We start from the raw sequence: 14,192 nt of genomic DNA, 5'->3' as shown, positions 1-14,192 counted from the left end.
ATATGAACTTTATAGGAATAGATGTACATTTAAACTCCTTTACTATTGCATGTATTGATAGTGAGTTAAACATAAAAAATATAGAAGATATGACGGAAACAAGACTGTTTGAATATATAAAGGAAGCTGATCCTAAAGTAATCGGAATAGATGCTCCCTATGACTTAAATAAAGGATATATGGATGATCCTGACTATAGAAGTAAACTTGACCCCAAATTAAAGGGACATTACAACAAAAAGGTTGGAGAATATGAACTGTCTAGAAGAAGGATTAGTCTTTACAATACACCTAAGTCCTTGGACGATGTTACCGGGTGGAAATCATGGATGAAGGTTGGAATGGAATTATATAGAAAGCTAGGAGTTATAGGCTATGAGCATCTAAATGAATCCAATATAAAGGATTTTAAAAGGGGGACAATAGAAGTTTTTCCACATGGTTGCTTTATAACGCTTATAGGACACATCCCAACTAAGAAAACAACCGATGAAGGGTTAGAAGAGAGGATAAATCTACTGAAAAGTGTAGGATTTAGGGATTTAACTGGTATTATAGGATCAAAACAAGTTAAATCCGATAAATTGGATTCAATTATAGCAGCATATGCGGCATTAACTACTTATAAAGGACAGTCGACATTTCTTGGTGATATTAGGGAAGGACAGATAGTAGTCCCTATTACTAACTTAAAGGACAAGTATAACTATGGAGAAAAGATTTAGGATTTATAAGTAGCTTTACTTTCAATGCTATCTAAAGCCTAGTAGAGACTAATATAGTTAATGGCTTAAGTTAAACATAAAGAGTATGATATGGATTAATAGACATCTAATCCTTATGTCATATTCTTTCTTTGTTTGTAGATTTGATGGTTTTTCCATATATTTCATATGAATTTTCTGTTAAGTTTCACACAATTATTCCACAGAATTATTGTATTATATAAATATATTAAGAGTTTTCAACAGACCTTTTTGAAAGGGGTTGCTTATGAGAGGTGTTGTTTCAGTTGTTATAATAACAACTTTGATATTTTTATTAAGTGGTTGTAGTGGAAATCCACAAGTAAAGGAAAATAATAATCCTATGGAATCAATTAAAGATAATACTAGCCAAGGGACTTCAATGGATAATCAAATTAGTGATAAAAATGAAGATAAAGATACGGAACATAATGAGTACATAGAGAAAAATGATGATGAAGAAACAGAAAATGACAATCCTGAAGTAATTGCAAAATCAAACAATGATGTAACTAGTAAAGAAAAAGAAGAAATATTAAATGAAATTGACCAGATGCTTGATGATGTCTTTGATAATATAAATCTAATGGATGAGCTTGAAGATGAAGATTTAACTATTGAAGATTAGGAGGTGGAGAAAGTATGAGAAAATTTATGTTAATACTGATAACTATATGTTTACTTATAGGAATTACAACTTCATTTGCCGAAGATAAAAATACACATAAAGCGAGGCAAAAACCTGAACAGAACAGGGAAGAAATTAATGACAAAGGTAAAGTAGATAAAAGAAAAGAATTAAAAAGTCAGATATCTCCACTAATAAAGGCAGTGGGTGAAAATAGAGAAAAGTTACGTCAGTTGACTCTGCAGTCAAAGGAATCCTATAAAGGCGCTAAAAATCATGTCAGAAAATTAATTGAAGAGAAGGACTCATTAACAGATGAACAAGTAGAGGAACTTAAGGTGTCATTGGAAACCTTAAAGAATTGGAACAAAAAGATTGTAGGTTCAAGGGGCGATATAGGAAAGGTCACTAAAAAATTACGTGATGCAAAGGAGAAAAGAAACTATAAAATGATAAAGGCAAGCTATGAAAAAATCATTGAAATACAGAATTCAAGAATTGAGAATCTAAACAAGGTTATAGAGGATTTGGATAAGATTACAAAGATATAAATTAAGCTTAAGTCTAATGGACTTAAGTTTTTTCTTTGGAACAAATTGAGAAATTCCAACGTCTAACTTAGTAAATTATGAAAATAGGAGGGAGTATAAATGAAAAAAATAACCTTAGTAATATTATTGATGGTTACTTTGATTGCTAATGGATGCAGTGGTGTAAAGAGTAAAGAGGTAGAAAAAGAAGTGGAGCCTTCAGAAAGCATAAGCTTAGAAGAAATGAAAAAAATTGACTTATATGTTTTGGTAATGACGGCGGCCTTTAATGAGGAGAATGGAGGAAATGGCTTTATAGCCGTAGAAATGAAATCATTAGAAGGACTCAGCGATAAAGGAAAAGAAGAGGTACTTAATAAGCTTAAGAGTATTGCTAAGAATGTATATCCATTTGAAGAAGTGAAAGATGATAGTACTAAATTTGAAAAAGATAAAGATGGGAACTTGAGAAGGTCTTTAAATGGAACATTATTAAGTGTGAGGGTAGAAAAGATGAGTAAGAATAAAGCTACAATAGAAGCAACTTCTTGGTTTGGTAATTTAGGTGCAGTTTTTCCTAAATATAAAGCTATTTATAAAAATGGGAAATGGAATTTAGAGCTTCTATCTATGGCGATTTCATAGAATATATGAAGAGTTTCAAAATTAATTATGTAAGTTTTTTATATAAAAATAATGAGTATTGTATATAATAAATATAACAAAAAATAGTTGACATTATATTATGAGTCACATATAATACTAATAATATAAATTGCAATGACGAGGACGAGTAGACTTATTACGGTTTATAGAGAGGAGGTACTATTGGCTGGAAGTACCTCTAAACACGAATAGTTGAAAACCACCTCTGAGCTGTATGCTGAACATGCCCTGCATAAGTAGGTATTACCGGTGATTACGTTATAATCGTTCTAAAGTGACTGTCTAAAGAAATTTAGGCTGTAATTTGGGTGGAACCGCGTGATGTATCCCTCTCGTCCCATAAGGATTGAGAGGGTTTTTTGTATTTATTTTTAAGAAAGGAAGTGAGTAATTTGAGAAAGTTAATGTTCATAACCACCACCATAACATTTGATGATAACTTAATATATTTTTCAGATTGCTCAGGATATATAACCTGTCAGTAGTTTATATATGCACGAGCAAGCTGGAGTTGCTCGTGGTGTTTATTTATATACAATTTTTTGACTACTCTTTTAAGGCACTGGGAGCAACCGGTGTCTTTTTGTTTTACAAAAAATCAGAGGTTAATATACTGGGAGGTTATAAAGATGATGAATAGAGAAATGATAAATTCAAAAATAGCTAAAAGACAGATAATATTAGATGTTAATGGTAAAGAGTATGATGTTGATAAGATAGAGGCTAAAAATGTTTTAAAGAAATATGATGTTCTAAATAAATTTTTAATGGATGAAAAGGGGCTAAAGAGATCCGAAGAAATGCCAAAATCAATTAGTGCAATGCAAAGATTAGAGCTAGTAGACTATGAATCCGCAAGTGATTCAGGCCATTTTAGATTCTATCCAAAGGGAAATCTGATATTTGATCTAATAAAGGATTGGGCAGATGAAATAGCATTAAACAGGCTAGACTCTTTAAAGATAGAAACTCCTTTAATATACGATTATAATGAGCCTGACATTAAGGAGCAGGTGAAATCATTCCACGAAAGACATTATGTTGTAAATGCACCAGGGAAGGATAGAGAATTTATCTTAAGATTTGCAGGAGATTTTGGACTCTTTAGAATGCTCAAGGACGCTAAACTTAGCTATAAGAATCTTCCCTTTAGAGTTTATGAATACTCAAAGAGCTTTAGATATGAAAAGAGTGGAGAACTGGCAGGGTTAAAAAGGTTAAGAGCCTTTTCTATGCCAGATATCCACAGCCTAGCAAAGGATATTGAAGAAGGTTTCCATGAGTATAAGGAGCTCTACAAAAATTACTATGATCTTGCAAAGGCAATGGATATTAACTTCGTTGTAGTATTCAGAGCGGTTGAGGATTTCTATTACAAGCATAAAGAGGAAATACAAGAACTTGTTTCCTACGGAGGAGTACCAGTTTTTATAGAACTTTTATCAGATATGAAGCATTACTGGGCCATTAAAAGTGAATTTCAAACTATTGATTGTAACGATGGCTTCCTACAGCTTTCTACAGTTCAACTTGATGTGAAGGATGCAGATATATATGGTATTAGATATGTAAATTCTGAAGGTATAAAAAAGGGGTGTATAATATGTCACTCATCTATTGGTTCTATTGAAAGATGGATGTATGCAATATTAGAAGCTAGCCTTATGAAGGAAAAACCAGAGCTTCCATATTGGCTTAGTCCTGTTCAGGTTAGGCTGTTACCTATAAACGATAAGTTTCAAGAGCATGCGGAAAATATTGCATCAAAATTGAAAAGCCATAATGTAAGGGTGGAAATCGATGATAGGGACGAAAGACTGGGACGAAAAATAAGAGACGCACAAAAAAGCTGGGTGCCATTTGTTATGGTCATAGGAGAAAATGAAGTCCAAAATGATATGTATTCTCTTAAGGCAAGGAGTGGCGAAGAAATGAAAAATATAAATCTTAGAAGTATAATTAAATCTCTTATGAAAGAACAAAATGGTATGCCTTTTAGAAAAATAAATCTAAACATGAAGCTGTCAAGACAGCCTGTGTTTAGGGGATAGACATAGTAGGAAGAAAGATTTATGATTGAGAAGTTTAACCTTTAAATCAATAATCATAAGGACAATGGGGAATTCCAAAACCTTGAACTTCCCTTACTCTGAAACACATAGGGGCTGAACTCGGAAGATAATTTTACGAGACAGCCCCTTGATTTATGTTATGTATATAAATATTTACTTGGACTATTAAAATGCCCAGTTACCATCCTTGAATACCTGAATTTCTTCTCCCGATTTTGTGATACCTAGGATATTCATATCAGGAGAACCAACCATGAAATCTACATGGGTTAAGCTATCATTTATTCCTATTCTTTCTTTATCTTCTTTAGTTAGTGTAGGTCCATCTTCTACGCAAAGTAGATATGCAGAACCAACAGCAAAGTGACATGATGCATTTTCATCATATAGAGTATTATAGAATAGAAGATTTGTATTAGATATAGGTGAATCATGTGGTACTAATGCAACTTCCCCTAAGAAATGGGAACCCTCGTCGGTTTCGATCAAATTTTTAAGAGTTTCATAGCCAGTTTCTGCTTTGAAATCTACTATTTTACCATCCTTAAAGGTTAACTCAAAGTTATCGATTAGATTACTTGAGTAATTTAAAGGCTTAGTACTTCTTAGGGTACCATTTACACCTGTCTTTTTAGGTACTGTGAAAACCTCTTCAGTAGGTAAGTTTGGTAAGAAATGATCGCCCTCTGTACTAGTTTGACCACCACCAATCCATATATGACCGTCAGGAAGCTCTACCTCTAGATCAGTTCCTGGGGCAGTAAATACTAACTTTTCAAAGGATTTCTCATTCAAGAACTTTAGTTTTTCTGTTAAGTTGCTTACATGATCTTCCCAAGCCTTAACTGGATCTTTTGTATCTACCCTTGTTGCCTTAAAAATATTGTCCCATAATTTTTCGATAGCTTCATCCACAGATAAACCTGGGAAAACTTTGCTTGCCCAAAAATCATTAGGATAAGCGACTATTGTCCAACAAGATTTACCACTTAATACGTATTCTTTATATTCTTTAGAAGCCTCGGCCGCTACTTTATTTCTAACTCCCAATCTTTCAGGACTAACATCCGATAATAAATCAGGGTTTGAAGATATTATATTTATAATAGCAGCGCCTTCCTTTATGTAGTTCATTAAACCATCGATTCTCCACTTTGGATAGTCCTCAATAACCTCATCCGGTGAATTTAATAATCTTTGATGAACAATTTCCTCGTCGCTATACTCAACTATAACGTCCTTAGCACCAGCTTCATAGCATTTTTTTGTGATTTCTCTAGCTAAATCAACTGTGTTAATAGGAGCTTTAACAATTACAGTTTGACCTTTCTTTACACCAACACCAATTTGAACTGCTAAATCAGCGTACTTTGATAAATTCTCTTTATACATATGTAACCGCCTTTCCATAGAGATTCAAGTAAAGCTATTAATTTATACACATCAAAAACTCTCAGAAACATTGAGTATTTTGATATGTATAAATTAAGTTTTACTATATGAACTCTATATATTAAAAAATTTTTATGATAATACTATTTTAACACTTCTATAAATCAAATTATACAATTTTTACAATTTTTAAATATTTATATTTGAGCTGGGTATAATTTAAAATGATGAATGGAGTGATTGTAATGAGTGAAAAGAAAGTAAGCAAAAAAGATTTAAGAGAGAAATTATCAGATATACAGTATCATGTTACCCAAGAAAGTGGTACAGAACGACCTTTTACAGGGGAGTACTGGGATCATAAGGAAGAAGGAATATATATAGATATAGTCAGTGGAGAACCACTTTTTAGCTCAAAGGATAAATACGATTCTGGATGTGGATGGCCTAGCTTTACAAAACCTATTGAGAGAAAACAAATAAAAGAAAAGGCTGACTTTTCCCATAATATGCATAGAATAGAGGTACGAAGCAAAGATGCTGATTCCCATTTAGGACATGTGTTTAATGACGGTCCGATAGAGGAGGGGGGACTTAGATATTGTATAAATAGTGCAGCTCTTAGATTTATCCCAAAGGATGAACTTGAAAAAGAGGGATATGGTGAGTATAAGGAGCTATTTGATTAGGATGTTTTAAAATGGCAGAGATATTCACTTATGAAGAAGTAATCATAAATAACACCTTTTGTAATAATAAATGCATAGGTGTTATTAATTTTTTGATGCGGTTTTCCGAAGAAAAATCTGACCAAAACGAAAGACTGGATGTTCTTGAATTTTTATTAGATCAAATTCTATCGATACTGGGTAAAAAAGATGTTTAAGGAGAAAAATAAAGATACTATTGAGTAAACTTTTCATAAGGAGTTGATATATATGAGCAAGTCTCCTAAGGATACAAAGGTTGTTATAGGTATGTCTGGAGGTGTTGATTCTTCTGTGGCAGCACTGCTTTTAAAGGAACAAGGATATGATGTAATCGGAATCTTCATGAAGAATTGGGATGAGAAGGATGAAGATGGAGTTTGTACAGCTACCGAGGATTACGAAGATGTAAGAAGGGTTTGTGATCAGATCGGAATCCCATATTATACGGTTAATTTTGTAAAGGAATATTGGGACAGAGTATTTACATACTTTTTAGAGGAGTATAAAAAGGGTAGAACTCCAAATCCAGATGTTTTATGCAATAAAGAGATAAAATTCAAAGCATTTCTTGACCATGCTCAAAAAGCCGATTCGGATTATTTGGCAATGGGCCATTACGCTAAGGTAGATTTCAAGGATGGAGAATACCGATTGCTCCGAGGTGCAGATTCAAATAAGGATCAGACCTATTTTTTATGCGCTTTAAACCAGTACCAGCTTTCCAAAGCAATGTTTCCTATAGGACACCTACCTAAAAAGAGAGTAAGGGAAATTGCATTAGAGGCAGGGCTAGAAACAGCAAAGAAGAAGGATAGTACAGGAATATGCTTTATAGGAGAAAGAGATTTTGACGAGTTTATAGATAAGTATTTACCGGCGAAACCTGGAGAGATGAGAAGCATGGATGGTAAAGTTCTAGGTAAACATAATGGACTCATGCATTATACTAAAGGCCAAAGAAAGGGACTGGGAATAGGTGGAGTAGGGACGGGAGAACCTTGGTTTGTAGCAGAAAAGGATATAGAAAACAATATACTATATGTTGTACAAGGAGCAAATAATCCAAATCTTTTCTCAAGGTCGCTGATAGCATCGGATGTAAATTGGATTAGCAATAAAAAACCTACAGGCTCTTTTAAATGCACAGCTAAGTTCAGATATAGACAGCCGGATAGAGGAGTTACTGTGAATATTAGAATAGACAATAGATGTGAAGTAGTCTTTGATAAACCTGAGAAAGCAATAACCGAAGGTCAGTTTGTAGTTTTTTATGATGAAGAAGTATGCTTAGGTGGAGGCGTTATTGACAAGATAATAAAGTAAGGATAAAACATATAGATGTTTTCCAGTAATAGTCTCTGAGAATTCTAAGGAAATCTCAGAGATTAATTTTTTTGAACTTCACCAATACATGGAAATTAATGGGGTATAATTAACAAAAAATATCATTGACAACCATAGTACTTTAAACTAATATTGTAGAATACAAAGTATAGAGATTGAAGAAAGCCTATTAATTTATACATACCAAAACTTTCAGAGTTATTAGCTATTTGGCTATGGACAAATTGGGTTTTACTATGTGAACTCTATAAATTAGGAGGAAAAAATGTTTGATGTAAACTATAGAACTATAGATGAAGAAGTTTGGCAAGGAAGAATTGATAGTGATACTAACTTTGATGCCTTTAGATGGCACCAATGGGTTGAAAATATCGATTTGAGAAGAGGTGATTTAATTCCGTATGACGGTAAATTAGGATTTGCCTTTATAGGTTTCTGTTGTGATGAGGGAGTTAAGCGTAATAGAGGGAGAGCTGGAGCTGCTAAGGGTCCTAGGAGTATTAGGAGGGAACTAGCCAATCTACCTTGCTGCTTTTCGGAGGATGTTAAATTATTTGATGCAGGAAATATATTTTGTGAAAATGCTACACTAGAAGAGAGTCAGAATTTGCTTTCGAAGGCTGTAGATAAGATCCTAAGCTTAAACCTTTTTCCTATTGTTTTAGGGGGCGGTCATGAGATTGCTTTTGGACATTATAATGGTATATTAGAACATTTAACTAAAAATAATGATAAACCCAATATTGGGATAATAAATTTTGATGCACATTTTGATATCAGACCTTATCCAAATGGTGGTAGCTCAGGAACTATGTTTAGACAAATTGCTGATAACTGTAAGGAGAAAGATCTAAAATACTCATATTTTTGCCTTGGTGTGCAAAAACATAGTAATACAAGAGATTTATTTAAGACAGCAGAGAAACTTGGCGCTGAGTATATCCTAGCCAAGGACATTACAAACGGTGATAACTGGAGTGTACTTGAAAGGCTATATGATTTTATGAAGTTGAATGATCATATCTATGTGACAATATGTTCAGATGTATTTTCTTCAGCATTTGCTCCAGGGGTAAGTGCTACACAAGCTCTAGGGTTAGATCCAGAAAGAGTGCTGAAATTTATTAAATATATATTGAAATCTAATAAAGTAATAAGCTTTGATATAGCTGAGGTATCTCCAAGATTTGACCAAGATAAGACTACAGCAAATCTTGCAGCTGTATTGATTTTTTCTGTAGTCAATACACTAGCTCAAATTCATAATTTAGATTTTTAACGCTTTAGTAAGTGGGGCTGAACTCATGAAGTATTTTTGTGAGATAGCCCCACTTTCATATTTGTGACATAGATTTTCTTTAAAGACTATAAAAAAATCAAAATAATGTCGAAAAGTATACAAGAGTTAAGGAGATAGTATTATAATTATAGGTAATATAAAAGAAAAGATAATTTTTTAAAACTAGTTGTCAAGTGAGGTTTTTTATATGAGCAGTTTGAGACAGATTAAAGATGTAGTACAACAGTTTGCAGAAACTGCAAGTGCTGCTTTGAAACTGGATGTGGAAGTGGTAGATGAAAACTTCTGCTGGGTAGCGGGGAGTGGCAGGATAAAAAATTTAATAGGTACAAAAATTATTGAGCAAGGAATAATTAGCAAACTATTATTAAAGGGCAGGAAAAATGTAATAGTAGATAGGCCTGGTGAAGAAGAGAGCTGTAAGTTCTGTCCGAACTATGGTAAGTGTAGATATAAAAAAGCAGTATATTCAATAATCAAAAATGAAGAAGAAACTATTGGTGTTATAGGCTTTTCAGCAGAAAGCAAGGAGCAAGAGAAGCTAATAGACTCCAATGCCCATGCCATGCTTGATTTTATAGATAAGATAGGGAACCTCATAAGTGCAAAAGTAAAAGAATATGAGATGTTAAAGCAGGTCAAGACCTATGCACAGCTTATGAACACCGTTATTGATAATATCAACAAGGGCATCATTATACTCAATAGAGATGACAAGATAATGGATGTTAATAGATTTATTGAAGAAAAATTGCAAATAAACAAGGAAGAAATAAAGGATAAGCATATTAAAAAAATACTGCCTAAAATAAATATAGATAATAACAATGACGAAAATAAGCCTATGCAGTATAGGGAGATTAGTAGAACAGTAAAGGGTAAACATATTGATCTGTTGTATATAGCTAAGCCTATAGTGGTTAATGAGCAATCAGAGGGTACTATCTGTTTATTTGAAGACTATAAAGATACAAAGCAATTAGCCTATACCATTTCTCAAAAACAAAGCACTATATCATTTGATCAAATAATTGGAGAAAATAGAAGTTTTTCCGACTTTAAAGAAAAGGTGAAGCAGGTGGCTCAAAATGATTCCACTGTACTTCTTACAGGAGAGACAGGAACTGGAAAGGAACTTTTTGCTAGAGCAATTCATGAATCAAGTAAGAGGAGCAATAAACCATTTATTGCAATAAACTGTGGAGCCATACCCGAAGCCTTAATAGAAAGTGAGCTTTTTGGATATGAGAAGGGTGCTTTTACCGGGGCAAATAAGATGGGTAAACATGGAAAGTTCTATTTAGCAGATAAGGGGACTCTATTTCTAGATGAAGTAGGGACTATGCCGATATATTTGCAGATTAAACTACTCCGGGCCATCGAAAGAAGGGAAATTGAGAGGGTAGGAGGAGCAAAGAGTATACCTATAGACGTAAGGATAATAGCAGCCACTAACGAGCCATTAAATGAAATGGTGGAAAAAGGAGAGTTTAGAGAAGATCTTTACCATAGATTAAATGTTGTCACGCTTTTTATACCGTCCTTAAGGGAAAGAGGAGAAGATATACTGGTTTTAGCAAATCATTTTATCAGTAAGTATGCATCAAAATTTAATAAATATATTCTTGGATTGTCGGAGGAAGTAAAGGATATATTTTTAAATTATGATTGGAAAGGTAATGTAAGAGAACTACAAAATACGATTGAATATGCTATTAATATGGAATCAAGTAATTATATAACCAAAGAAAACTTACCCTTTCAGTTCAAGGAGATTACAACTGCACTAAAGAGTAGTGAATTCATTACCCTAGAAGAATTAGAAAAGCAGCATATAAAAATGGCTTTAGATAAATGTGGCTGGACAGAAAATGGTAGAATTGAAGCTGCGAAGAAGCTTGGTATAAGTAGAGCTACAATATATAGAAAGATAAAGAAGTATAATTTAGCTTAGGAAAGATCATATTGAGATTTAGAATCTCAGTATGATTTTTTTGTCTATAAGTTAAAATTATAGAAGAAAGTAACTTATAAAATGCTACTTCACGAATTCTACCTATCAAAATGAGATATGACATCTCAAAGTGAGATATGACTATATACTAAAAAGCTACCTGCTCAACTGTTAGTTTAAAAAGCAAAACTACAAATGTTCATGTATCAAATTGAGATATAAAAAGAGGAAGAATAAGAAAAATAAAGATTACTAAAACGTATGCATTGCTAAAAAGGATGAAAATATGACATGGGGACTGACACATCTGACATACGCTCTTTTCAGTGTATCTGGGTGTCTATTCCCATGTCATATTTTCCAAACTCAAGTAAAGAAACTGACATTTTAAGAAAATATAAACTCACTTTCAATTTCAAGATGGAATCATTTTATCCCCTTTATTATTTTGGCACGCCTATTGCTATATATAAGGATGAAAACAAAATTACAAATAATGAGGGGGCAATTTATAAAATGAGTAGAAAAGTGGAGTTTTTATATTTACAACAAGAGGATTGTGTAAAAGCTGGTGGATACGATATGAAGGGAACTATGCAGGCTACTGAAAGATCATTTTTCCTTCATGGGAAAAACGACTTTATTCAGCCTGGAAAGCCGGTTATCAGATGGGGTGGGCCTGAGACTGAAGAAACTATAGGTAGGGCAATGTCAATGCCTTCATTCCTTGGTGGTAATGATTATGCTGAGGAATTAATCGAAAGAGGATTAATCGGTCCAGTTAATACTAGCGGAATTAAGTTCATTCCAAGTAAACCACATAATCCAGCAAAGTATAATTTACCTAGAGCTAATGGAGTTATAATAATTCTTGATCCAGAAACTTTGATGCCAGCCTGTATAATGGATGGAACATTGGTAAGTGCAATGAGAACAGGAGCAGCATCAGGAGTTGCTGCTAAATATCTTGCAAACCCTGATTCAAAGGTAATGGGTCTTGTAGGAGCAAGTGTACAGGGAATAACTCAGACCCATGCAATAAAAGCAGGTATGCCGTCTTTAGAAGTATGTAAGGTTTTTGATTTAAACCGTAAGACAAGTGAGGAATTTGTTGCAAAAATGAAAAAAGAAGTCGATATAGAATTTGTTATAGTAGATAGTGCTGAAGAAGTCTTTAGAGATTCTGATATCATCAGTACAGCAACTATGGCTAAAAAGCCATACGTAAACGGAGATTGGTATAAGGATGGAGCACTTCATTGTGAAATTTCATTCTGGGATACTCCAACGGAAGCTTTAAAGGTTATGGATTTTATAGTTGTAGATGACTGGTATCAGGTTAAGCATCATGGAGTAGATGTTAGCTGTAGAGCCGTGAGGGATGGAGTAATACCAGAGGAAAAAATACGTGGAAATCTAGGGCAAATAATAGTAGGCGATAAACCGGGAAGAAAGGATAGAAAAGAAAAAATATTCTTTAACCCGATTGGAATGGGAATCCATGACTTATCGGAAGCCCATAGGGTATTCCAAAACGCAGCGAAGATGGGTATAGGTAGAAAGCTTCCATTATGGGAAAACCCATTTTTAGGATAAATGTAAATAATATAAAAAACTAAATGACAATAATGTTAATAACTCTGATACATATGTATTAGGGTTATTTTTTTGAGGAGATTTATCTGGTCAAAATAAAAAGATTTGATGCCCAAAAGTTTTTATTTAAAAAATTTTCAAATACGACATATAGGTGTCATAGTTAGTTTAGTATAATAATAGTTACAAAAGGATAGGGAGGCGCTATAATATGTTGAGAATTTTAAGAGGAAAACTAGAATTTATATTTAATATGTATAATGATTTACTAACTTGCCTAGAAGAAGAAAATTACGAATATAAATTAAAGGGATTGAGATCAAATACAATGGGCCAACAACTACACTGTGTAGGTGGTGCGAGGGAGAGCTATTATAAGAGTATTTTAGAAGATGAAGGGTTTAGATGGACATGTTCTCTAGATGGTGAAAAGGCAAATGATAAAGGAGAGGTTGAAGCATATCTCAGAGAATATGAGAAAAATATTATTGACTTTATGAATAGCTCAGAAAAATTGTCTGACAATCAAGCATCATTAATCCTAGATTTGCTTAGTCATGAGTACCTACACCAGGGACAACTAATAAGGTATCTATATGCTAATCACCTTATGATTCCAAATACTTGGAAGGAGTTTTGGCATCTTGAAGATTAGTATGCAAAGTGAACTTGAAAAGGCTGCAAGTAGTTTTAAATTTTCTATGGATAATCTGGGTAAACCTTTGTAAAACATATAATTGTTTTACTGCAACAGCTTTACTTTCAAACTAATATATGATAACGTATATAATGTATATGGAAAATTAACCATATACATTTATTTATGGTAAAAAAATCAAAAAAAGATGGAGGTCCTATGGAAACTAAACAGAAAATCGAGAGCTTTATGATTGATATGAATCTAAGTTTCGAAGAGATTGATGACAACACATGGAGAATCGAAGATGACCTTTCACAAATGAACAATATTATTGTTAAACTATCAGACCCTATCGTTTTATTTAGAGTTAAGATAATGCAAATACCTCTAAAAAACAAAGAGGGTTTTTATAAAAAGCTGTTAGAATTAAATGCAAGAGATCTCATACATGGAGCCTATGCCATTGAAGGTGATAATGTAGTAATTGTTGATACTCTACAGGCAGAAAATTTAGATATGAATGAGTTTCAATCCACAATCGAGAGTATTGGGTTAGCACTTATTGAGCATTACAATGTATTGTCTGAATTTACTATTTAAAAATATAATACATA

General features: G+C 33.1%; 14 protein-coding genes and 1 other annotated feature. Of the genes, 13 read left to right on the top strand and 1 reads right to left on the bottom strand.

Annotated elements, in window-relative coordinates; all coding sequences use genetic code 11:
- The first annotated feature begins 2 nt into the window (after positions 1 to 2).
- The 5 genes from R9X47_RS09430 (at position 3) to R9X47_RS09410 (ending at position 4,621) form a co-directional block, all read left to right on the top strand.
- Positions 3 to 725, top strand: coding sequence for a DUF429 domain-containing protein (locus R9X47_RS09430; RefSeq protein ID WP_432666549.1), 723 nt, complete (start codon positions 3 to 5; stop codon positions 723 to 725).
- A 268-nt stretch (positions 726 to 993) separates the two neighbouring features.
- Complete coding sequence (locus R9X47_RS09425) at positions 994 to 1,374, top strand: hypothetical protein (RefSeq protein WP_432666548.1); 381 nt, start codon at positions 994 to 996, stop codon at positions 1,372 to 1,374.
- Between the two features lie 14 nt (positions 1,375 to 1,388).
- A complete protein-coding gene (locus R9X47_RS09420) occupies positions 1,389 to 1,925 on the top strand; it encodes a hypothetical protein (protein ID WP_432666547.1) in 537 nt (178 codons plus the stop codon).
- A 99-nt stretch (positions 1,926 to 2,024) separates the two neighbouring features.
- Entirely contained in the window at positions 2,025 to 2,549 is a 525-nt protein-coding gene (locus tag R9X47_RS09415; protein WP_432666546.1) for a hypothetical protein, read from the top strand.
- Between the two features lie 126 nt (positions 2,550 to 2,675).
- Positions 2,676 to 2,913: a binding site (T-box leader), on the top strand.
- Between the two features lie 286 nt (positions 2,914 to 3,199).
- Positions 3,200 to 4,621, top strand: coding sequence for a His/Gly/Thr/Pro-type tRNA ligase C-terminal domain-containing protein (locus tag R9X47_RS09410; RefSeq protein ID WP_432666545.1), 1,422 nt, complete (start codon positions 3,200 to 3,202; stop codon positions 4,619 to 4,621).
- A gap of 186 nt (positions 4,622 to 4,807) precedes the next feature.
- On the opposite strand, the gene R9X47_RS09405 is transcribed toward R9X47_RS09410, so the two are convergent.
- Positions 4,808 to 6,034: an aminopeptidase gene (locus tag R9X47_RS09405; protein WP_432666544.1), complete on the bottom strand. Its 1,227-nt coding sequence runs from the start codon at positions 6,032 to 6,034 to the stop codon at positions 4,808 to 4,810.
- Positions 6,035 to 6,279: 245 nt separating this feature from the next.
- On the opposite strand from R9X47_RS09405, the gene msrB reads away from it, so the two are divergent.
- From msrB to R9X47_RS09365, 8 genes are all read left to right on the top strand, one after another.
- Positions 6,280 to 6,723: a peptide-methionine (R)-S-oxide reductase MsrB gene (gene msrB, locus R9X47_RS09400; protein WP_432666543.1), complete on the top strand. Its 444-nt coding sequence runs from the start codon at positions 6,280 to 6,282 to the stop codon at positions 6,721 to 6,723.
- A gap of 11 nt (positions 6,724 to 6,734) precedes the next feature.
- Complete coding sequence (locus R9X47_RS09395) at positions 6,735 to 6,920, top strand: hypothetical protein (protein WP_432666542.1); 186 nt, start codon at positions 6,735 to 6,737, stop codon at positions 6,918 to 6,920.
- Positions 6,921 to 6,972: 52 nt separating this feature from the next.
- Positions 6,973 to 8,067 (top strand): tRNA 2-thiouridine(34) synthase MnmA, encoded by a 1,095-nt coding sequence (mnmA, locus tag R9X47_RS09390; protein WP_432666541.1) that lies wholly within the window; start codon positions 6,973 to 6,975, stop codon positions 8,065 to 8,067.
- A gap of 286 nt (positions 8,068 to 8,353) precedes the next feature.
- The gene (gene hutG / locus R9X47_RS09385) at positions 8,354 to 9,367 is read left to right on the top strand and encodes a formimidoylglutamase (RefSeq protein ID WP_432666540.1); all 1,014 of its coding nucleotides are present in this window, start codon (positions 8,354 to 8,356) and stop codon (positions 9,365 to 9,367) included.
- Between the two features lie 208 nt (positions 9,368 to 9,575).
- Positions 9,576 to 11,342 carry a sigma-54 interaction domain-containing protein gene (locus tag R9X47_RS09380; RefSeq protein WP_432666539.1) on the top strand — a complete coding sequence of 589 codons (1,767 nt, stop codon included), beginning with the start codon at positions 9,576 to 9,578 and terminating at the stop codon, positions 11,340 to 11,342.
- A 516-nt stretch (positions 11,343 to 11,858) separates the two neighbouring features.
- Positions 11,859 to 12,938 carry an ornithine cyclodeaminase family protein gene (locus R9X47_RS09375; RefSeq protein ID WP_432666538.1) on the top strand — a complete coding sequence of 360 codons (1,080 nt, stop codon included), beginning with the start codon at positions 11,859 to 11,861 and terminating at the stop codon, positions 12,936 to 12,938.
- 211 nt (positions 12,939 to 13,149) lie between these two features.
- Positions 13,150 to 13,593 (top strand): hypothetical protein, encoded by a 444-nt coding sequence (locus R9X47_RS09370; RefSeq protein WP_432666537.1) that lies wholly within the window; start codon positions 13,150 to 13,152, stop codon positions 13,591 to 13,593.
- A 201-nt stretch (positions 13,594 to 13,794) separates the two neighbouring features.
- The gene (locus R9X47_RS09365; RefSeq protein ID WP_432666536.1) at positions 13,795 to 14,178 is read left to right on the top strand and encodes a YbjN domain-containing protein; all 384 of its coding nucleotides are present in this window, start codon (positions 13,795 to 13,797) and stop codon (positions 14,176 to 14,178) included.
- Positions 14,179 to 14,192 lie beyond the last annotated feature (14 nt).

The sequence above is a fragment of the Wukongibacter baidiensis genome (assembly GCF_050888315.1).
In the GTDB taxonomy this organism is placed as follows: domain Bacteria; phylum Bacillota; class Clostridia; order Peptostreptococcales; family Caminicellaceae; genus Wukongibacter; species Wukongibacter baidiensis.
Note: the sequence above shows the minus strand (reverse complement) of the source record. Positions and strands in the feature narration are given on the sequence as shown.